The organism is Achromobacter spanius (assembly GCF_039673305.1).
Taxonomy (GTDB): domain Bacteria; phylum Pseudomonadota; class Gammaproteobacteria; order Burkholderiales; family Burkholderiaceae_B; genus Achromobacter; species Achromobacter spanius_F.
On the sequence record NZ_JBDJLJ010000050.1, the window covers coordinates 1 to 20,507 of the forward strand.

The following is a 20,507-nucleotide window of genomic DNA, read 5'->3' on the forward strand; positions in this document are numbered from 1 at the left end:
CCGGGGCGGCCGGCGCCCGGGCGGGATTATTCGGGCTTCAGGCCGGCTGCTTCCACGACGGGCCGCCAGCGCTCGAATTCGCTTTTCGCGTAGCTGTTCAGCGCTGCGGACTTCATCATCAGCGGCTGGCCGCCCAGGTCTGCAATGCCTTGCTCCAGGTCGGGCTGGCGCAGCACGCTGTCCATCGCGTCGGACAGGGCATCGATAACGCTCCGCGGCGTCGCGGCGGGCGCGAAGATGCCTATCCACGAGGTGACCGATGCATCGCCGTAGCCCAGTTCTTTCAAGGTCGGCGTGTCGGGCAGCGCAGGCAGGCGCTTGTCGCCGGTCACTGCCAATGCGCGCAGTTTTCCGGCCCTGATGTGGGGCGCCGTGCTGGAGACGTAGTCGAAGGCGACGTTCAGATCGCCGCCCAGCAAGCCCGAGATCACGGGCGCCGAGCCTTTGTAGGGCACGTGCACCAGCGAGGTATGCGTCACGCGCTGCAGCAGTTCGCCTGAAAGATGGGATGCGGTGCCGACCCCGGTGGAACCGTAGGCGATGGCGCCGGGCTTGGCGCGGGCCTTGTCGACCAGGTCGGCCAACGAGGCAAGCGCCGGATCGGGGTTGGCGACGATCACCAGCGACAGGCCCATCACGCCATGGACCGCGGTCAGGTCGCGATTGGGGTCGTAGGCGATCTTGTCCTTGTAGACCAGCGGGTTGATGACCTGCGTGGCGATGGTCCCCAGAAGCAGGGTGTAGCCGTCGGGGGACGCCATGGCGACTTGCCGCGTGCCGATCGCACCGCCGGCGCCGGGCTTGTTTTCGACGACCACCGATTGATTGAGCGCCTCGCCCAGCTTGCGCGCGACCAGCCGTGCCGAGGCGTCGGTAATGCCGCCGGCGGTGAAGGGAACGACCAGGGTTACCGGCCTGGCCGGATAGGATTCGGCGGCTTGCGCGCCTGCCGCGGCAACGCTGAACGCAAAGGCCGCGGCGTGCAGCAGCGCCGGGGCGAGCCAGCGCCCGCGCCGGCCGCCCGCAGAGGATTTCGAATGGGTCATGTTGTCTCCTGATTGTTGTTCTTGCCGGCCCACGCGGCGCCGTTGATGGGCGCCGCGCGGCGGGCCGGCTGCGCGTTCCGGCGCCCTGGGCTCAGATCAGGCCCAATGCCCGCAGCTTCGCGTCGGGCGCGGAATAGGGCCGTTCACAGATGATCTTGTCCGAGTCGGGGGCGAACTCGAAGGTGGCCGCGATGCGCACATTGAATTCCCGGCCGGTGGGCGCATAGGTCTTTCCGCCCGCCGCCAGGGGACCGAGATGGGTGCCGCGCAGCCAGAACTCCACCAGCACCGTGTCGCCGTCGGCGGCGATGGCAATGATCTCGTTGCGCAGGTCGGGAAATGGCACGCGCGACGAATCGAAGTACCCGCGGACTTCGTCTTCTCCGTCGAACACCACGCCGCTGCCATGCATTTCGTAGCGCGGATGCTTGAACGTTGCGATTACCGCATCCCATTCGTGCGTGCATTCCAGCGCCATGTGATCGCGAACCGTCTTGATGCGTGCTGCTGCCAAGTCTTGGGACATCCTGTCTCTCCGTGGAAAAGTAGTGGTAATGGAAACGTTTCTACAAGAATAGGAGATGAAGCAGCGGCTAGGCAATAGCGGAAATTAAGGGACTTCCCTGTGTTGTCGCCCACGGAATTCGGAAGCGCGGAAAAACGTTTCTATTTTTCGGCGCAGCGCAAGGGGGCGGTTAGAGGAATGGAATGCGATCGCCCTGGTCCAGGCCGTTGCGGGAGCACCGGCCCGGAACCAGGGCGATCGACAGGCAAGAAAAACGGGACGGCGGTGCGCGTGCCTAGCGCCTGCGCAGCAGTTCCCTGACCATTTCGGCGCCGCTGACCAGGGTGATGCCGGCCAGCACCATCAGCGCCCCGGCCACGAAGCCCGCGTCCAGCGGCTCATCCAGGATCAGCACGCCGAAGCTCACGCCGAACAGCGGCGTCAGGAACGACAGGATGGACAGGCGCGACGCCAGGTAGCGGCGCAGCAGCCAGAACCACGCCAGGTAGCTGGACAGCGCCACGACGACCGATTGGAACGCCACGCTGAGCACCGCCGCCTGCGTGTACCGGATGCCGTGATGGCCGGTGGCGGCGGCAAAGGCCAGCAGACCGACGCAGGCCACCGCCATCTGGTAGAACAGGGTCTTGGCGGGGGCGGCTTCCGACAGCGAGGTCTTGCGGATCGCCACGGTGGTGGCGCCCCACAGCAGGCCGGCCAGCAGGCCCATGGCGTCGCCCAGCAGCATGTTGGCGGCGCCGGCATGGGCGGGCTGCTGGCCGCCCTTGCCCAGGAATGCGACCGCGATGCCGCCGAATGCGATCGCCACGCCCACCCATTGCAGCGGCTTCATGCGTTCTTCGGGCAGCAGCCAATGCAGGCCCAGCGCCGCGAAGATGGGCGCAGTGTAGAGAAACACCGACATGTGCGAGGCCGTGGTGTAGACCAGGCCCTGCGCGACGAACAGAAACTCGCCCGCGAACAGCAGGCCCACCAGCAGGCCGGGCAGGGCGGTGCCGTCGGTGAATGCCCGCAGGCCCTCGCTGCGCCACACGACCACGGCCAGCACCAGCGCCGCGAAGGTGGAGCGCAGGCCGATCTGCATGATGGGCGCGATGTCGTCCGCGACCAGTTTGATCGCGATCTGCTGGAAGCCCCAGCACACGCACAGCAGCAGCATGGTGCTTGTCGCCAGCGCGTCCAGGGGCAGGCGCTGGGGCCTGGCGGCGGCGACGCTCACGGCAGTTCGGCGGGGTAGCTGTCCAGCGCCAGGCCGATCTGCTGGCGCAGGTCCCATTCGGCCAGCGTGGATTGCACGGGTCCGAAGAAGGCGCCGTCGCGGGTGACGAACATGGCGGGCAGGTGGAAGACCTCGTAGCGCTCGACCAGGCCGCGGTTGTCGCCGGCATCGACCCAGCAGACGCGCTCCACCGGCAGCTCCAGCCCGGGCAGCTGTTCGCGCGCGACGCGGCAGGTGCCGCAGGTGCGGCTGTGGAAGACCAGCAGCGACAGGCCGGGCGCGTCCAGCAGGTAGCGGTCGGCGGTGCTGTCGTTGAGTTCTATCTGTTCCATGGGGGTGTGGTCCTCAGGCGCCGCGCAGCGCGCGGTCCAGTTCAAGCACCGACTGGTACAGCACGCGGGTGCCGTCCAGCAGTTGCTCGGGTTCGATCCATTCTTCGGGGCAGTGGCTGCGGCCGTTCAGGCAGGGGATGAAAATCATGCCGATGGGGCCGGTGGGCGCCATGTACACGGCGTCGTGCCCGGCGCCGCTGGGCAGCCGCATCGATGCGTAGCCGAGCTGGTCGGCGGCCGCCTTGACCGCGTCCATGACCAGCGGCGAACAGTCCGTGGGCTGGGCGCGGCTCAACTGCGTGAAGCCGGCCGTCAGGCGCAGCGCCTTCAGGTCGTCGGCCACGCCCGCCATCAGGGTTTCGGGGAAGGCGTCCAGCACGGCGTTGCTGTCGCTGCGCATTTCCAGCGTCAGTTCGACGCGGCCCGGCACCGCATTGGCGGCGTTGGGCGTCATGGACAGCCGGCCCACGGTGGCCACGACGTAATGCGGGTTGCCACTGGCCGCGCTGGCCTGGCGGCTCGCGGCGTCGATGATGCGGGCCGCGCCCACCAGGGCGTCGCGCCGGATGTCCATGGGCGTGGTGCCGGCGTGGTCGGGCTGGCCTTCGACCACGATCAACACGCGGCGGATGCCGACGATATTGGTGACCACGCCGATCGGCAGCTTGCGGCTTTCGAGGACGGGGCCTTGTTCGATGTGCAGTTCGACGAAGGCGGCGGTCTCGCCCGCGCGGCGTAGCGGCGCGCCCAGCGCGGACGGGTCGCCGCCGATGCGGGCAATGCCCTGGGCCAGCGTTTCGCCTTGCGGGTTGCGGGCGGCCAGCATGTCGGCGGTGAGCTGGCCGCACAGCGCGCGGCTGCCCACGCACGAGATGCCGTAGTCGCTGGGTTCTTCGGACAGGAAGTCGATGACTTCGAAGGGATGGTCCAGTTCGATGCCGTGTTCGCGCATCGTGTGTGCGACTTCGATGCCGGCCAGCACGCCGATGATGCCGTCGAAGCGGCCGCCGCTCATGACGGTGTCGCAATGCGAGCCGGTGGCGATGGGCTTGCGCGCGGCGTCGCGTCCGGCGCGGGTGCCGATCAGGTTGCCGCCCGCATCCAGGCGCGTGGCCAGGCCCGCGGCTTCGAATTCTTCGCGCAGCCAGGCGCGCGCGTCGTCAAACAGCGGCGAAAAGGCGCGGCGGGTCCAGGGGACGTCGGGCAGCGTGAACCGGGACAGGGTTTCAACGCGGGACCAGAGGCGTTCGGCGTTCAGGGGGGGAAAGGCGGGCGGTGTGGCTTGCGGCATGAGACTTCCAGAAGATCGCCCTGGATTATGGCATCAATGGCGGCGCCGGCCGGGACGCCAGGGATGGCAATCGTGGCAGGGGCGCGTCGGCGCGCGGCCCCTGCAAGGCGTGCCGTCTACGCGGTCGCCTTGCGCCAGGAAGGCTCGCGCTTTTCCAGGAAGGCGGTCACGCCTTCCTTCGCCTCGTCGGTGCCGCGGATGGCCGCGATGCGTTCCACGGTGTCGGCGATGAGGCCGTCGTCCAGGGGCTTGCCCGCGAAATCGCGCACCAGCCGCTTGCTGGCCTGCACGGCGCCGGGTCCGTTGGCGCACAGGGTCCGGCACAGGGCTTCGGCTGCGTCCTGCACCTGCGCCAGCGGGGTCACCTCATGCACCAGCCCCAGCCGCAATGCGGTGGCGGCGTCGAAGCGTTCCGCCGTCAGGAAGTAGCGGTTGGCGGCGCGCTCGCCCATGGCGCGGATCACGTAGGGGCTGATGGTGGCGGGCAAGAGGCCCAGTCGCGTCTCGGACAGGCAGAAGTGCGCGCCGTCCGCCGCGACGGCGATGTCGCAGGCGGCCACCAGGCCCATGCCGCCGGCGTAGGCGTCGCCGTTGACGCACGCCACGACGGGCTTGGGGCACGCCCACACCGCGTGCAGCATGGCGGCCAGCCGGGCCGCGTCGGCGCGGTTGTCGGCGTCGGTCAGCGAGCCCATCTTGCGCATCCAGTTCAGGTCGCCGCCCGCGCAAAAGGCCTTGCCGGCGCCCGTCAGCAGCAGGACGCGGACCTGCGGGTCGTCCGCGGCCGTCTTGACCGCGGCCGTCAGCGCGGCGATCAGCGTATCGTCGAAGGCATTGCGCATGTCCGGCCGGTTCAGCGTCAGCCGGGCAATGGGGCCGTCCAGGGCCAGGTCCAGCGGGGCATTCAGCGTCATGCGGTGTCTCCGGTGTTGTTGAATATGGCTCAATGGATGCTCTGATCCCGTGGGCTGATTTTATGGGTAAAAGTGCGGAACGGCGATTCAATCGCCAATACTATTGAGTTATCCTCAAAAAAATAACGGAGAGAGACATGAACCAGCACGCAGGCGGCCAGGCCGCCGATCAGCGCTATGCATCGGTGTTCCGCCCCGGACTGTTCGATGGCAAGACGGTGATGGTGACCGGGGGCGGCAGTGGCCTGGGCCGCTGCGCGGCACACGAACTGGCTGCCCTGGGCGCCAGCCTGGCCCTGGTGGGCCGCAATCCCGACAAGCTGCGTGCCACGGCCGAGGAGATCGCCCGGATCTATCCCGAGGCGGCCGGCCGCCTCAGCCAGCACGCCTGCGACATCCGGGATGAAGCCGGCGTGCGCGCCGCGGTTGCCGAGGCATTGGCCGCGCACGGCGCGATCGACGGCCTGTTCAACTGCGCGGGCGGCCAGTTTCCCGCGCCGCTGGACCGCATCAGCTTCAACGGCTGGAACGCCGTGGTGCAGAACAACCTGCACGGCACGTTCCTGGTGTCGCGGGAGGTCTACACGCAGCACATGCGCCAGCACGGCGGCGCCATCGTGAACATGCTGGCCGACATCTGGGGCGGCATGCCGGGCATGGGCCACTCGGGCGCGGCGCGCGCGGGTGTGTGGAACCTGACCGAAACCGCCGCCTGCGAATGGGCGCATGCCGGCGTGCGCGTCAATGCGGTCGCGCCCGGCTGGATCGCGTCCAGCGGCATGGACAGCTATGACGAGGACTACCGTAAAGTGCTGCGCGAACTCAAGACCAAGGTGCCGCTGCAGCGCTTTGGCACGGAGGCCGAACTGGCCGCGGCGGTGGTCTTCCTGCTGTCGCCCGCGGCGGCGTTCATCAATGGAAGCGTGATCCGGGTGGACGGCGGCGTGCCGAACGCGCGTCATTCATGGGCGCTGCAGCCCGCCGAACGCGGCGACACCTACAACGGCTTTCCTCAGTACGCGGCGCCGTCGCTGTTTTCAGAGGCCTGAAGGCGATGCAGGGCGTTCTGCACCTCGCCGCGGAACTGCGCCAGCGCCAGCGCATCCTGGCGCGGCGGCTGCAGGGCCTGCCACAGGAAGCCGACCAGGTGGTCGGCGGTGGCGGCGATGTCGCCGCGCGCGCCGCGCAGCATCGCGTCCCAGAGCACGTGCTCCATCGGCCCGTAGACCGCCGACCGCAGCAGCCGCAGCGGCATGTCGCCGCGGATGTCGCCGTCTGCCTGTCCCTGGGCCAGGATCCGCATCAGCGGGGCGGTGTAGCGGCGCTGCAGGTCGGCGTAGATCTCGCCGAAGTCGTCCTGGCGCGCGCGCCCCTCGGACAGGATGAATGCGCACAGGCCGGGGCCTTCGGCCAGCAGATGGCGCAGATGGGTGTGGACCAGATAATGCAGTTGGGCCCGCGCCCCGTGCACGTGGGGCAGATTGTCTTCCACCTTGGCGATGATCTCGTCGTACCAGTCGCTGATCACGCGCACGCAGAGTTCGCGCTTGCCGCCGAAGTACGTGAACACGGTGGCTTCCGACACGCCCAGGCGCTGCGCGATCTCGGTCGTGGTGGCCGCCTGGAAACCGGATTCGGAGAAGACCTGGCGCGCGACGCGCAGGATGTCGCGGATGCGTTGTTCGGATTTGGCGCTGGCCGGCGGGCGGCGCATCGGGACGGCGGAGGTTTTTTCCATTCGGGCCGGAAGGGGGAGGGCGGGGCGTATTCTCGCCGACAACGGGGACCTTTATTATTGAGCCAGGGTCAAGTTCGTGGCAAGGCGGGGGGGACGTTTCTGTTCCCAGCCCACCGCGCTTCGGATTGAGCAGCCCTGGATTATCTAAAAACAACATCAGAGACAAACCATGCTGTCCAGAGCCGATTCCTACACGCAGCTCGTGTCCCAGTTCCAATGGCAGGTGCCGGCGGCCTACAACATCGGCGTCGACGCCTGCGATAAATGGGCGGACGGCAGCGGCCGTCTGGCGCTGATCTACGAAAAGAGCGACGGCGCCCAGACGCGCCTGACCTTCGACCAGATCAAGGCGCAGTCCAACCGGCTGGCCAACAGCCTGGAGCGCCACGGCATCCGGCGCGGCGACCGCGTGGCCATCTACCTGCCGCAGGCGCCCGAAACCGCGGTCACGCACATCGCCGTCTACAAGATGGGCGCGGTGGCGGTGCCGCTCTTCACCCTGTTCGGCGTGGACGCCATCCAGTACCGCCTGGCCAACAGCGGCGCGGCCGCGCTGGTGACCGACGCCGAAGGCTGCCGCAAGCTGCGCGAGATCCGCGACAGCCTGCCGGGGTTGAAGGTGATCTATTGCATCGATGGCGAGGAGGATGGCGCCGTGCCGTTCCACCCGGCGCTGGCGCGGGAGTCCGACGCCTACCAGCCCGTGCCCACCGCCGCCGACGATCCCGCCGTCATCATCTATACGTCGGGCACCACCGGCAAACCCAAGGGCGCGCTGCATGCGCACCGCGTCCTGCTCGGGCATCTGCCGGGCGTGGAGATGTCGCACGAATTCTTCCCGGAAAACGCCGCCCTGATGTGGACGCCGGCCGACTGGGCCTGGATCGGCGGCCTGCTGGATGTGCTGCTGCCGTCCTGGCACCACGGGGTGCCGGTGCTGGCGCGGCGTTTCGAGAAATTCGACGGCGCCTCGGCGCTGGAACTCATGGCGCGCCATGGCGTGACGCACACCTTCCTGCCGCCCACCGCGCTGAAGATGATGCGCGGCTGCGAATGGCCCGACGCCGCGGGGCCCAGGGCGCTGCGCTCGGTGGCCAGCGGCGGCGAATCGCTGGGCGCCGAGCTGATCGACTGGGGGCGTCGCGTCCTGGGCGTGACCATCAACGAGTTCTACGGCCAGACCGAATGCAACATGCTGGTGTCGTCCTGCTCGTCACTGTTCGATCCCTGCATCGGGGCGATCGGGCGGGCCGCGCCCGGCCACCGCGTGGCTATTGTGGATGACGCGGGCGCCGAAGTGGCGGATGGACAGGAGGGAAACATCGGCGTAATGCGGCCGGACCCCGTCATGTTCCTGGGCTACTGGAACAACCCGCAGGCCACCGCCGACAAATTCGCGGGCGAGTACCTGCTTACCGGCGACATCGGCGTGCGCGATGCGCAAGGCTTCATCCGATTTGTCGGCCGCAACGACGACGTGATCACCAGCGCCGGCTACCGGATCGGCCCGGCGCCCATCGAGGACTGCCTGATCGGCCACCCGGCCGTCCGCATGGCGGCGGTGGTGGGGCTGCCGGACGCCCAGCGCACCGAGGTCGTGGCGGCGTTCGTCGTGCTGAACGACGGGTACGAGGGCGACGACGCGCTGGTCAAGGCGCTGCAGGAGCACGTGCGCACGCGTCTTGCGGCCCACGAATACCCGCGCGTCATCCGCTTTGTAACCAGTTTGCCGACCACCGCCACCGGCAAGATTATCCGCAGGGCGCTGCGCGACGGAAACCCGGCCTGAACCGTCTCACCCGGTGACAATCTCCTCCATGAGGATGGGTTGACGGGTTGCCCGGCGCTGCAAGTATGATGGCGCAAACTGCATACGGCCCCACGCAATTGGGGCCGTATGCCCATTAGCCTTAGTATGGAGATAACCCCAAATGAATAAGCCTTTGGACGGGGGATTGGCAGCCTTGAACGTGCCCGCGTACGTCAAGCACCGCGGCCTGATCGACTGGGTAGCCAGTTTCGTCGCGCTTGCCAAGCCGGACCGCGTCGTGTGGTGCGACGGCTCGCAGGAAGAGTACGACCGCCTCTGCGAACAGATGGTCCAGGCCGGGACCATGCGCCGGCTGAACCCCGCCAAGCGCCCCAATTCATACCTGGCCTGGTCCGATCCGTCCGACGTCGCGCGCGTCGAAGACCGCACCTTCATCTGTTCCGACCGCGAAGAAGACGCCGGCCCCACCAATAACTGGGCCGATCCCGCGGAAATGCGCGATACGCTCAACGGCCTGTTCGACGGCGCGATGCGCGGCCGCACGCTGTATGTGGTGCCGTTCTCGATGGGCCCGCTGGGCTCGGACATCGCGCACATCGGCGTCGAGCTGTCCGACAGCCCGTACGTGGCCGTCAACATGCGCATCATGACGCGCATGGGCAAGCAGGTTTACGACGTGCTGGGCACCGACGGCGACTTCGTGCCCTGCCTGCACACCGTGGGCAAGCCCCTGGCCGACGGCGAAGCCGACGTGGCCTGGCCGTGCAACCCCACCAAGTACATCGTCCATTTCCCCAAGTCCCGCGAAATCTGGAGCTACGGCTCGGGCTACGGCGGCAATGCGCTGCTGGGCAAGAAGTGCTTCGCGCTGCGCATCGCGTCCACCATGGGCCGCGACCAGGGCTGGCTGGCCGAACACATGCTGATCCTGGGCGTCACGTCGCCCAAGGGCCGCAAGTACCACGTGGCCGCCGCCTTCCCGTCGGCCTGCGGCAAGACCAACTTCGCCATGCTGATCCCGCCGCAAGGCATGGACGGCTGGAAGGTCACCACCATCGGGGACGACATCGCCTGGATCAAGCCCGGCCCGGACGGCCGCCTGCACGCCATCAACCCGGAAGCCGGCTACTTCGGCGTGGCGCCGGGCACCAGCGAGCAGACCAACTTCAACGCCATGGCCACGCTCAAGGCCAACGTCATCTTCACCAACGTCGCCCTGACCGACGACGGCGACGTCTGGTGGGAAGGCATGACCGACACGCCGCCGGCCCACCTGGTCGACTGGCAGGGCAAGGACTGGACGCCCGACATCGCGCGCGAAACCGGCCGCAAGGCCGCGCACCCGAACGCGCGCTTCACCGCGCCGGCCGCGCAGTGCCCGTCCATCGACCCCGAATGGGAAAATCCCAAGGGCGTGGTCATCGACGCCTTCATCTTCGGGGGCCGCCGCTCCACCACCGTGCCGCTCGTCACCGAGGCCCGCAACTGGGTCGAAGGCGTCTACATGGCCGCCACGATGGGCTCGGAAACCACCGCCGCCGCGGCCGGCCAGCAAGGCGTGGTGCGTCGCGATCCCTTCGCCATGCTGCCGTTCTGCGGCTACAACATGAGCGACTACTTCGGCCACTGGCTCAAGCTGGGCAAGCAGCTGGAAGCCGCGGGTGCCACCTTGCCGCGCATCTATTGCGTCAACTGGTTCCGCAAGGGTCCGGACGGCAAGTTCGTGTGGCCGGGCTTTGGCGACAACATGCGCGTGCTGCGCTGGATGCTGGGCCGCATCGACGGCCAGTCCAAGGGCGTGGACCAGGTGTTCGGCATTTCGCCCAGCTACCAGGACATCGACTGGACCGGCCTGGAATTCAGCCCGGACAAGTTCGAGCAGGTCATGTCGGTGGACGCCGCCGCGTGGCGCGATGAACTGGCGCTGCACCAGGAACTGTTCGGCCAGCTGGCGCAGGGCCTGCCCCAGGAACTGCCGGCCACCAAGACGCAGATCGAAGGTCGCCTGGCGGCCTGACGCCATCAGGCATCTGTAGCGAAAAACCCGCCTGCGTTGCGCGCAGGCGGGTTTTTTATTGACCTGCCGGCGCCGGACCGGAGCGTCGCCTTGCCGGCGCGGCAATCCCGCCGTTCAAGCCGACGCGTTGCCGCCGATGCCGTCCAGCGCGTCGGCCACGTCGTCCGGCAGGCGCAGCGCCGCCGCGGCCAGGTTTTCCCGCAGATGGCCAAGGCTGGAGGTGCCCGGAATCAGCAGGATGTTCGGGGAACGGCGCAGCAGCCAGGCAAGCGCCGCCTGCATGGGCGTCGCTCCGATCCGCGCGGCCGCATCGGACAGGATCGACGACTGCAGCGGGCTGAATCCGCCCAGCGGGAAGAACGGTACGTAGGCGATGCCGTCATGGTTCAGGTCGGCGAGCAGGGCGTCGTCCCCGCGGTGCGCCAGGTTGTAGTGATTCTGCACGCACACGATCTCGCAGATGCCGCGCCCTTCGGCCACCTGCCTGGCCGTGACGTTGCTGAGCCCGATGTGGCGGATCAGGCCCTGGCGCTGCAGGTTGGCCAGGACGGTGAGCGGGGCTTCGATGGAGCCTTCGGCCGGGCCGTGGGTGTCGAACATGGCGCGCAGATTGACCACGTCGAGCACGTCGCGGCCCAGGTTGCGCAGGTTGTCATGCACGGCGCGCGTCAGCATGTCGGCCGAGAAAGCCGGGTTCCAGGACGCGTCGTCGCCGCGCACGGCCCCGACCTTGGTCACGATCACAAGATCGTCCGGATACGGGGCCAGCGCCTCGCGGATCAGCTGGTTGGTGATGTGCGGGCCGTAGAAATCGCTGGTGTCGATATGGTTGACGCCGGCGGCCACGGCCTCGCGCAGGACGGCAAGCGCGGCGTCGCGATCCTTGGGCGGACCGAACACGCCCGGGCCGGCCAGCTGCATGGCGCCGTAGCCCAGGCGTTTGACCTGGTGCGTGCCCAGGGTATAGGTGCCGCTTTCGTCGATGAGGGACATGGTCGTTGCTTCCGAGTGGTGGGGGGTACGGTTCGGACGATAGACGGTCTGTGGCGCTTTGATAATCCAATACAATCCGAACAGGTTGTACGGATTATGGAACAGTGATGGCCGATCTGAATGATCTCAAGGCATTCGTGGCGGTGGCGCGCGCCCGGGGCTTTCGCGAAGCGGCGCGAACGTCCGGCGTCAGCGCGTCGCGGCTGAGCGACACGGTGCGCCGGCTCGAGGCGCAGTTGGGCGTGCGCCTCTTCAACCGCACGACGCGCAGCGTGGCGCTGACCGAGGCCGGCAACGAACTGCTGTTGCGGCTGGGGCCGGCCTTGACCGAAGTGGACGCGGCGCTGGACGCCGTCAACGGCTATCGCGACAAGCCCGCGGGCACGCTCAAGCTCAACGTGCCGCTGAGCGCGGCCCGTCTGGTCCTGCCCTCGATTGTTCCCGCCTTCCTGGCGGCGTATCCCGACATCCGGCTCGAGGTGGTGGCCGAAGAGAGCTTTGTCGATGTGCTGGCGGCGGGATGCGACGCCGGCATCCGCTACGACGACCGCCTGGAGCAGGACATGATTGCGGTGCCCATCGGCCCGCGCGTGCAGCGCTTTGCCGCTGCCGCGTCCCCCGCCTACCTGGACCGCCGCGGCCGCCCGGAGCACCCGCGCGAACTGATCCGGCATGCCTGCCTGCGCGGCCGCTTTCCCAGCGGCGCGATGCCGGCGTGGGACTTCGAGCGCGACGGCGAGGCGGTGCGGATCGATGGAACCGGGCCGCTGGTCGTGGAGATCGGCGGCGCGGTCGACCTGGCTGTCGAGTCCGCGATTGCTGGCGTGGGCGTGGCGTATCTGTTCGAGGACTGGCTGCGCCCGCACCTGGACAGCGGGGCGCTGGAACCCGTGCTGCAGGCGTGGTGGCCACGGTTTTCCGGACCGTTTCTCTACTATTCCGGACGGCGCCTGGTGCCGTCGCCGCTGAAGGCGCTGATCGATTTCATCAAGCGGCCGGCGGGTCAGGCATCGCCCTGAATGGCGGCGCGGGGGCGTCGCGCCGCAACCCGCTTTTCATGCACAATCAGCCCATGAAACTCGATTCCGAAGACCTCGCCAAGATCTCCTCCCTGACCCTGGCCCACTACGACGAGAACGCCGACTCGTTCGAGGCCGGCACGCGCGATCACGACGTCAGCCAGAACATCGCCGCGTTGCTGCGGCATATTGAAGGCGAACCGCCCTACGACATCCTGGACCTGGGCTGCGGGCCGGGCCGCGACCTGAAGACATTCTCCGCGCTGGGCCATCGGCCTGTGGGCCTGGACGGCGCGCCGCGCTTCGTGGACATGGCGCGCGCCGCAAGCGGGTGCGAGGTCTGGCACCAGGACTTCCTGCAGCTGGCGCTGCCGGTGGGGCGCTTCGACGGCATCTTCGCCAACGCCGTGCTGTTCCACGTGCCGGGGCAGGAACTGCCGCGTGTGCTGCGGGAACTGCGCGACGCCTTGCGGCCGCGCGGCGTGCTGTTCAGCTCGAATCCGCGCGGCGGAAACCAGGAAGGGTGGAATCGCGGGCGCTATGGCGCCTATCACGACCTGGACGGGTGGCGCGCGTTGCTCACGCAGGCCGGCTTCCAGGAACTTGAGCATTACTACCGCCCCGACGGGCTGCCGCGCGAGCAGCAGCCCTGGCTGGCAAGCGTGTGGCGGCGCCTGGACTAGTGCGCGGCTTCATGCAGGGATGCGTCGGCATGGCGCAACGCGCCGCGCGTCGACGTGCATCCACTCAGGCAGGGCGGTGGTACACCGCCTCGACGTTGTAGCCGTCGGGGTCCAGGATGAAGGCGCCGTAGTAGTGCGGGTGATATTGCGGGCGCAGCCCGGGCGCGCCATTGTCGCGGCCGCCGGCCGCCAGCGCCGCGCGGTGGAAGGCGTCGACCTCGGCGCGGCTGCGGGCGCGAAAGGCCACGTGCACGCGCGGGGTGCTGGGCGTGCCCTGGTGGATCCAGAACTCGCCGCCCGGGTCGCCCGCGTCATCGGGCTCGCCAATGCCAAAGCCCATGCCGGTTGCCAGCGCCTTGCGCGGCACAAAGCCCACGGCCGCGAGCGCGCTCAGGTAAAACGCCCGGCTGCGCGCGAAATCGCTCACGTGTATCTCGATATGGTCCAGCATGCGTGTTCCTCCATCAGACGGCTACCGTGGCAGACCAGCATAGGTCAGCGGGCAGGGCGAGGGCGCTTCGATTTGCAACGGTGCCCGTCGCAAGTTGCCCGGCAGTCGGGTGCCCGGGGCGTCGTGAGTGCCGGGGGGGGGCGGGCCGGCTGGGCTGGGTGGGGGGGGCTGTCCGCCGGCTGCCAGCCAGGCGCGAAGGGCTTTCGCTACACTCTCGGGGTTCCCGCGCCGATGGCCGCCGGGCCGGCCTCGCGTGCAGGCACGGCGGCGGCCAGGCGGTCAGTCTCTCATTCTCCCGTCATGTCGCAACCCGATTCGTTCAATCTGAAGCAGATCGCCGTGCCGGCGTTCGGCCCGTCGCTGCTCTATGGCATCAGCAACGGCGCCATCCTTCCCGTGATCGCGCTCACCGCGCGCGAACAGGGCGCGTCGGTGGCCGCCGCCGGCCTGATCGCCGCCCTCATCGGGGTCGGCTCGCTGCTCTCCAACATTCCGTCCGCGCTGATCACCGAACGCTTCGGCGAGAAGCGCGCGATGGCCGGCGCGGCCGTGCTGAGCATGATCGGCCTGCTGCTCGTGATCGGCGTGCCCAACCTGTGGGTGCTGGCGCTGGCCATGCTGATGCAGGGCTGCGCGCAGTCGGTGTTCCAGCTGGCGCGCCAAAGCTACATGATCGAGGTCGTGCCGCTGGCCTACCGGGCGCGCGCCCTGTCCACGCTGGGCGGCACGACACGGATCGGCACCTTCTTCGGCCCCTTCCTGGGCGCGGCGCTGATCCACTTCCTGGGACTCGACGGCGCCTATTGGGTTGCCATCTGCGCCATGTTCGGCGCGGGATTCATCGCCATCAAGGCGCCCGACATCGAACCGTCGGGCAGCAGGGCGGCGGGCAAGCCGCGCGCGCGCATGGGCGAGGTCGCGCGCGACCATCGCGGCGTCTACGCGACGCTAGGCGTGGGCGTGATGCTGATCAGTGCGCTGCGCGCGTCGCGCCAGGTGGTGATTCCCCTGTGGGCAGACCATCTCGGCCTTGACGCCACCACCACGTCCCTCATCTACGGGCTGGTCGCCGCCGTCGACATGTCGGTGTTCTATCCCGCCGGCAAGGTAATGGACCAGCGTGGCCGCCTGTGGGTGGCGCTGCCGTGCACGCTGCTGATGGGGCTGAGCCTGATGGCGATCCCGCTGACGGGTGGGGTGGCCAGCTTCATCCTGGTGTCGTTGCTGCTGGGTTTTGGCAACGGCATCGGATCGGGCATCGTCATGACGCTGGGCGCCGACGCCGCGCCGCCGGGCGCACGCACGCAGTTCCTTGGCATCTGGCGTTTCATGGCGGACCTGGGCTCCAGCGGCGGCCCCGTGGCGCTGTCGGTGCTGACCGCCGTGGCCTCGCTGGGCGGCGCATCGTTCGGCGTCGGCACGCTGGGCCTGGTGGCGGCCGGCGTGTTCTGGCGCTGGCTGCCGCGCAGCGCGCGGGCTTGATGGTTACGCGCCGATAGCGGGAGCCGTCCTGGCCGCTGGCTGACGGAGTCGGCGGCGGCAGGCTATGCCGGATCCTTGAACGCCGCCTCCCTGCATCGGATCATGCAGGCGACCCATTCAAGATGCGCTCATAATGCACCAGGTCTTCCTGCGAGAAACAGCAGAAGATCACCTCTTGAACAGACGAGTCCTTCGACAGGCTGTCGCGGACGCTTTTGACGGCGACTTCCGCCGCCAATTCGATGGGGTAGCCGTAGATGCCGGTGCTGATGCTGGGAAACGCAATCGACGCGACCGCCTTTTCTTCCGCCAGCTCGATGCATCGGCGATAGCAACTGGCCAGCAACGCCGGTTCGCCGTTTTCTCCACCCCGCCAGACCGGGCCGACCGTGTGAATGATGTAGTGGGCGGACAGGCGATAGCCTTTGGTCACCTTCGCATCGCCCGTCTTGCAGCCACCCAGCAACCGGCACTCATGCACGAGGTCCGGGCCTGCGGCGCGATGGATCGCCCCATCGACGCCGCCACCGCCCAGCAATGAGGAGTTCGCGGCGTTGACGATGGCGTCGACTTGAAGCTTTGTGATGTCGGAGCGGATTGCGCGAAGGGTGGTGGGCATGGTTTGGGTCCTTTTGATGGGAACACCGTTGCTGCGGGACGCTGTGGGTGCGATCGCGAAAGCAGCGCTCTGGCAGCGCGGGGTCTGGCCAACATTCAAGAAGGATTGTAGCGGGACACCTTTTCCCGGCCGTTGACCAGATCTCAATCTCGGGGAGGGGAGGCGGGCATCGCGGAGGGAGATTTCCGGCCAGGAGTGGACACGCAGCAGAAGCGCCTTGAGAAGAAAGCTGCGACGCTGAAATTGCACAACTTAAAGGACTATATGACTGAAGCTATCGACGTATTCACCCACAATCAAGCCGCTTGGAACCTTCAAGCCGCGCAAGGCTGTGCATGGTCCAAGCCGGTGACTTCGGAAGAAATCAGGGCCGCTCGTGCAGGCACCTGGAGCGCCCGACTTACGCCCGGACCGCTGCCCTCCGGCTGGTTGGATGATGTACGCGGCCTGCGCGTACTTTGCCTGGCGGCTGGTGGCGGTCAGCAGGCCCCCATACTGGCGGCGGCGGGAGCAGACGTCACTGTCTTCGATTTTTCAGAGGGGCAGTTGGAGCAGGACCGAAAAGTAGCCGCGCGAGACGGCCTTGACCTGCGTTGTGTCCAGGGAGACATGCGAGACCTCTCCACATTCGGAGATGCCAGCTTTGACTTGGTCTTCCACCCGATTTCCAATCTGTATGTACCCGACGTGCGCCCGGTCTGGCGAGAGTGCGCCCGAGTGCTGGTATCGCAAGGACAACTGTTGTCCAGTTTCTGGAACCCTGTGGTTTTCGTAGGTGATCGCGACCAAACGCTAAGCGCCCAAGGCCTGGTGCGTCCCAACCGGAGGCTTCCCTATTCGGACATCGCGCATTTAACCGCATCAGACCTGGCGGCCAAACGCGAGCGTGGTGAGGCACTGGTGTTCGGGCATACGCTCGCAGACCAGATCGGCGGGCAACTTGACGCCGGTTTCGTGCTGACGGGTTTTCACGAGGACTGGCAACCTCAACCACGTTTCGTGGTTGAGAACGTCATGCCAACCTTTATAGCGACCAAAGCCGCAAAGCGTTGACCCAGGCGCTGCGCGGCGAATGCCCGCTTGGGGGGAACCTGTCGGTCGTCGATGGCGGCCTCCGGCCAGAAGCGGAAGTTGGGGTGATCCTGCGCCGAACGCTCAAGTGTCTGCTCTCGTCTGATAACAGCCGCCTCGCCGGCCTACGCGCCTGGCGATACACATCGTTGCATCGATTCATAAGCCAATAACATCAAATCGGGCATATTGCATCCGCCGCATCGGCAACACGATCGCCGGCGGTGCTGCGCAACCCGAACCTTTATCCCATTGGAGACCTGAATTGCCGATTCTCAAGCAAGCTTGCACCGTTGTTTCTCGCGGCAAGACGGCCGCTTTGCTGACCGCCGCCCTGACCTGCGGGAGTGGCGCCGCCGTGGCGCAACAGGCCGTTCCCGGCCAGATGCCGAACCTGGCTGCGCTGGGCGGTCAGATGCATGCCGCCGCCGAGTACTGCAATGCCTATACGGCCGCGCAGCTGGACCAGATGAAGCAACAGCAGAAGACGGCGGCAGGCGCCCAGGGCATGGCTGCCGCGGACTTCGACGCTGCCTTCTCGCAGTCGTACACCGCGGCCAAGGGTCAACTGGGCTCGCTAAGCGCGGCTGATAAGACAAAGACCTGCGCGCAGCTCAAGGCGATTTCGGCGTCGCGCCCGCAGTAGTCGCCACGCCCTCATTACCGACCAGCCCGCATCCTCCCGGATGTCCCTTCCTGGCCAGGAACAGCCACAACCAGAGAAAGGAAGCGGACATTCAGTGCCGACTTCGGCGTCTGGAGAGGTAAGCCGCAGGGTCAATTCGCCTCTGCTACCGCAGCTGCTCCCCGGGCCGTCCCACGCGCCCACCACCATGTCATCAGACCGGCAGCCAGCACCACTGGCAGCATGGCCGCGTTCAGCGCTTCCCACCCGAAGGCGTCCAGTGCCGGTCCGGCCGCCAGTGTGGCCAGCGCGGTAACGGCATATCGCAGCATCTCGGCCGCGCCTTGCGCGCGGGCGCGTTCCGACGGACGGTAGGACTGCGCCAGCAGCGTGGTGCCGCCGACGAACATGAAGTTCCATCCCACCCCCAGGCAGAACAGCGCCACATAGAACGCGGGCAGCGACGGGGACGTCATCGCGATCAGCGAGCACGCGACGTTCAGCAGCATGCCGGCACCCAGCACCCGCGGCAGGCCGAAGCGCTGGATCAGCGTGCCGGCAAAGAAAGCCGGCGCGTACATGCCGACCAGGTGCCATTGCATGATGTTGGCGCCGTCACCGATGCTGTGGCTGCACGCCACTGCGGCCAGCGGCGCGGCGGTCATGATGAACATCATCGAAACCGACCCGACCACGTTGTTGGCAAGCGCGGCGACGAACACCGGTTGGCGGGCCACCTCGCGCAGCGGCCGCGCCGGCAGGCTGGGGTGGGTCTCGCCTGCCGCGGCGGGCGCTTCGGCGTCGCGATAGCCGCCCCACAGCAGCGCGGCCGACAGCAGTGCCAGCAAGGCCACCATCAAATACGCGCCGGCAAAGGTTACCGGTGCAAAAAGGTCACGACTCCAGGCGGCCAATGCGGGGCCGGCAATGGCAGCGATGACGCCACCCGCCATCACCACCGAGATCGCGCGGCTCTTGGCGATGGGCTCGACTGCGTCCGCCGCCGCCAGCCGGTAATACTGGGCAAAGGCCTGGAATACGCCGACGAGCGCGGTGCCGGCGCAGAACACCCAGAAATCGCCATGAAACACGGCCCATACCGATAATCCGCCGCCCGCCGCGCCGGCCAGTGCGCCCAGTACGAATCCCCTGCGTCGGCCGATGCGCTGCATCAGCAACGAGGCAAACCAGGTGACCAGTGCGCCCGCCACCGTGATGAGCGCGAATGGCAGGGTCGACAATGCTTTGTTGGGCGCGAGCATGTGGCCGGTCAGCGCCGTCAGCGTCAGGTCGATGGAGATGGCGGCGACGAACAGGCCCTGGCAGATGGCCAGGATGCGGGCGTTGCGACGGCCGGTAGTGGGGGAGGCTGACGAGGGCATGGCGGGATCGAATGGGAATGAGCGGTTTGGGAGGGGCGGCAAGCGCGGCCGCGTGGGGCTGACGGGTTTGACAGGCCTCACTTTATCGGCGCAAACTTTGGCGTAAATGACATAATTCCCTTAAAAATCGCCATGCCGCACGACGTCATCTTTCTACTGGTGCCGGACTTCCAATTGCTGGACATGTCTGGCCCTGCTGCGGTGTTCCAGACGGCCGGCAAGCAGGCTCGAACTGTCGCCGGTCCGGCCTATGCGGTTCACGTCGTGTCGGAGCGTGGCGGAACGGTGCGCAGTTCTTGTGGGGTCGAAGTCTTGACTCAATCCTGGCGCGACGCGCCCGCAGGCACGCTTGTGGTGCCGGGCGGCGAGGGCGCGCGGGCGGCCGCCGTCTCCCCGGCCATGCGCACGTATCTGCACGCTCATCGCCAGGCCGGCCGGCGCCTGGCTAGCGTCTGCACGGGCGCGTTCGTGCTGGCAGCCGCGGGCCTGCTTGACGGGCTGCGCGCCACCACCCACTGGCGCCATGCCGCCGAGCTCGCGCGCAACCACCCGGACGTGCGAGTCGACGCGGACCGGATCCACGTTCGCGATGGCGATACTTGGACCTCGGCCGGCATCACCGCCGGCATCGACCTTGCGCTGGCGATGGTCGAATCCGACCTGGGCGCGGAGGTGGCGGGCGCCACGGCCCGTGAGATGGTGGTCTACCACCGCCGCTCGGGCGGCCAGTCGCAGTTCTCGGCGCTGCAGGACCTGGCGCCCGACAGCGAACGCATCCGCGCTGTGCTGGAGCACATCCGCGGCAATCTTGGCGCGGCGCTGACCGTCGAGCATCTGGCCGACGTGGCCTGTGTCAGCCCGCGCCAGTTCCTGCGCAGCTTCAAGGCCGAAACCGGCGAAACGCCCGCCAAGGCGGTCGAACGCATTCGGGCGGAGGCGGCGCGCGCGCACCTCGAGGCCGGTGCAGACAGTATCGACAGCGTGGCGCGGCGGGCGGGCTTTACCGACAGCGAACGGATGCGGCGGACTTTCCTGCGGGTCTACGGCCAGCCGCCACAGGCGCTGCGGCGTATGGCTAGGCAAGGCCGGGCCTGGGTCGACACCGTCCGGGACCCGGATCTTCCCGGCTCAGCGGCAGCGGCCCTCGAGCGGCGATAGGCATTCAGCCAGCGTCTCGATGCTGCTCAGGGATTGAGTGGTAGGAATAAAGTTCGCCGTTTCGGGAAGCGGCGTTTTCGGACTGCTGATTTTTATCTCAAAGCCCGTCTCTTTTTTGGCGGGCGCTGTCTTAATTGCGCACTTTGTCGGCCGGCGACGTGCGGATCACG

Annotated in this window: 20 protein-coding genes; 9 read left to right on the forward strand and 11 right to left on the reverse strand. The window is 67.7% G+C overall.

Translation table 11 applies throughout. From position 1 onward, the window contains the following. Positions 1–26: 26 nt before the first annotated feature. The 6 genes from ABE485_RS25095 to ABE485_RS25120 form a co-directional block, all read right to left on the reverse strand. Positions 27–1,046: a Bug family tripartite tricarboxylate transporter substrate binding protein gene (locus tag ABE485_RS25095; protein ID WP_346517954.1), complete on the reverse strand. Its 1,020-nt coding sequence runs from the start codon at positions 1,044–1,046 to the stop codon at positions 27–29. A gap of 91 nt (positions 1,047–1,137) precedes the next feature. Continuing rightward, a complete protein-coding gene (locus tag ABE485_RS25100) occupies positions 1,138–1,572 on the reverse strand; it encodes an ester cyclase (RefSeq protein WP_346517955.1) in 435 nt (144 codons plus the stop codon). Positions 1,573–1,846: 274 nt separating this feature from the next. After that, on the reverse strand, positions 1,847–2,731 hold the full coding sequence (locus ABE485_RS25105; protein WP_346517990.1) for a DMT family transporter: 885 nt from the start codon (positions 2,729–2,731) through the stop codon (positions 1,847–1,849). 56 nt (positions 2,732–2,787) lie between these two features. Continuing rightward, positions 2,788–3,123 (reverse strand): thioredoxin family protein, encoded by a 336-nt coding sequence (locus ABE485_RS25110; RefSeq protein WP_346517956.1) that lies wholly within the window; start codon positions 3,121–3,123, stop codon positions 2,788–2,790. Positions 3,124–3,136: 13 nt separating this feature from the next. After that, positions 3,137–4,414 carry a Zn-dependent hydrolase gene (locus tag ABE485_RS25115; protein WP_346517957.1) on the reverse strand — a complete coding sequence of 426 codons (1,278 nt, stop codon included), beginning with the start codon at positions 4,412–4,414 and terminating at the stop codon, positions 3,137–3,139. Between the two features lie 116 nt (positions 4,415–4,530). Continuing rightward, the gene (locus ABE485_RS25120; protein ID WP_346517958.1) at positions 4,531–5,328 is read right to left on the reverse strand and encodes an enoyl-CoA hydratase/isomerase family protein; all 798 of its coding nucleotides are present in this window, start codon (positions 5,326–5,328) and stop codon (positions 4,531–4,533) included. Positions 5,329–5,465: 137 nt separating this feature from the next. On the opposite strand from ABE485_RS25120, the gene ABE485_RS25125 reads away from it, so the two are divergent. Then, positions 5,466–6,377, forward strand: coding sequence for an SDR family oxidoreductase (locus tag ABE485_RS25125; RefSeq protein ID WP_346517959.1), 912 nt, complete (start codon positions 5,466–5,468; stop codon positions 6,375–6,377). Here ABE485_RS25125 and ABE485_RS25130 read toward each other — a convergent pair. Further along, positions 6,341–7,066 carry a TetR/AcrR family transcriptional regulator gene (locus ABE485_RS25130; RefSeq protein WP_346517960.1) on the reverse strand — a complete coding sequence of 242 codons (726 nt, stop codon included), beginning with the start codon at positions 7,064–7,066 and terminating at the stop codon, positions 6,341–6,343. The two genes, ABE485_RS25125 and ABE485_RS25130, sit on opposite strands and share 37 nt — an antisense overlap. 169 nt (positions 7,067–7,235) lie before the next feature. Here ABE485_RS25130 and ABE485_RS25135 point away from each other — a divergent pair, with 169 nt between their 5' ends. After that, complete coding sequence (locus ABE485_RS25135) at positions 7,236–8,855, forward strand: acyl-CoA synthetase (protein ID WP_346517961.1); 1,620 nt, start codon at positions 7,236–7,238, stop codon at positions 8,853–8,855. 142 nt (positions 8,856–8,997) lie between these two features. Continuing rightward, positions 8,998–10,854 carry a phosphoenolpyruvate carboxykinase (GTP) gene (locus tag ABE485_RS25140; RefSeq protein ID WP_346517962.1) on the forward strand — a complete coding sequence of 619 codons (1,857 nt, stop codon included), beginning with the start codon at positions 8,998–9,000 and terminating at the stop codon, positions 10,852–10,854. 114 nt (positions 10,855–10,968) lie between these two features. Here the strand turns inward: ABE485_RS25140 and ABE485_RS25145 are convergent, their stop codons facing one another. Then, entirely contained in the window at positions 10,969–11,847 is an 879-nt protein-coding gene (locus ABE485_RS25145) for an aldo/keto reductase family oxidoreductase (RefSeq protein ID WP_346517963.1), read from the reverse strand. 104 nt (positions 11,848–11,951) lie between these two features. Between ABE485_RS25145 and ABE485_RS25150 the strand changes: the two genes are divergently transcribed. After that, positions 11,952–12,866, forward strand: coding sequence for a LysR family transcriptional regulator (locus ABE485_RS25150; protein ID WP_346517964.1), 915 nt, complete (start codon positions 11,952–11,954; stop codon positions 12,864–12,866). 53 nt (positions 12,867–12,919) lie between these two features. After that, positions 12,920–13,549, forward strand: a complete 630-nt coding sequence (locus tag ABE485_RS25155; protein WP_346517965.1) for a class I SAM-dependent DNA methyltransferase — start codon at positions 12,920–12,922, stop codon at positions 13,547–13,549. 64 nt (positions 13,550–13,613) lie between these two features. Here ABE485_RS25155 and ABE485_RS25160 read toward each other — a convergent pair whose 3' ends face one another. Further along, positions 13,614–14,000, reverse strand: coding sequence for a VOC family protein (locus ABE485_RS25160; RefSeq protein WP_346517966.1), 387 nt, complete (start codon positions 13,998–14,000; stop codon positions 13,614–13,616). 300 nt (positions 14,001–14,300) lie between these two features. Between ABE485_RS25160 and ABE485_RS25165 the strand changes: the two genes are divergently transcribed. Beyond that, a complete protein-coding gene (locus ABE485_RS25165) occupies positions 14,301–15,482 on the forward strand; it encodes an MFS transporter (protein WP_346517967.1) in 1,182 nt (393 codons plus the stop codon). A 100-nt stretch (positions 15,483–15,582) separates the two neighbouring features. On the opposite strand, the gene ABE485_RS25170 is transcribed toward ABE485_RS25165, so the two are convergent. Next, positions 15,583–16,101, reverse strand: a complete 519-nt coding sequence (locus ABE485_RS25170) for an O-acetyl-ADP-ribose deacetylase (RefSeq protein ID WP_346517968.1) — start codon at positions 16,099–16,101, stop codon at positions 15,583–15,585. Positions 16,102–16,365: 264 nt separating this feature from the next. On the opposite strand from ABE485_RS25170, the gene ABE485_RS25175 reads away from it, so the two are divergent. Then, the gene (locus ABE485_RS25175) at positions 16,366–17,154 is read left to right on the forward strand and encodes a class I SAM-dependent methyltransferase (protein WP_346517991.1); all 789 of its coding nucleotides are present in this window, start codon (positions 16,366–16,368) and stop codon (positions 17,152–17,154) included. A 283-nt stretch (positions 17,155–17,437) separates the two neighbouring features. Continuing rightward, positions 17,438–17,818, forward strand: coding sequence for a hypothetical protein (locus tag ABE485_RS25180; protein ID WP_346517969.1), 381 nt, complete (start codon positions 17,438–17,440; stop codon positions 17,816–17,818). 131 nt (positions 17,819–17,949) lie between these two features. On the opposite strand, the gene ABE485_RS25185 is transcribed toward ABE485_RS25180, so the two are convergent. Further along, positions 17,950–19,179: an MFS transporter gene (locus tag ABE485_RS25185; protein WP_346517970.1), complete on the reverse strand. Its 1,230-nt coding sequence runs from the start codon at positions 19,177–19,179 to the stop codon at positions 17,950–17,952. A 132-nt stretch (positions 19,180–19,311) separates the two neighbouring features. Between ABE485_RS25185 and ABE485_RS25190 the strand changes: the two genes are divergently transcribed. Next, positions 19,312–20,337: a GlxA family transcriptional regulator gene (locus ABE485_RS25190; RefSeq protein ID WP_346517971.1), complete on the forward strand. Its 1,026-nt coding sequence runs from the start codon at positions 19,312–19,314 to the stop codon at positions 20,335–20,337. Positions 20,338–20,507: the final 170 nt, after the last annotated feature.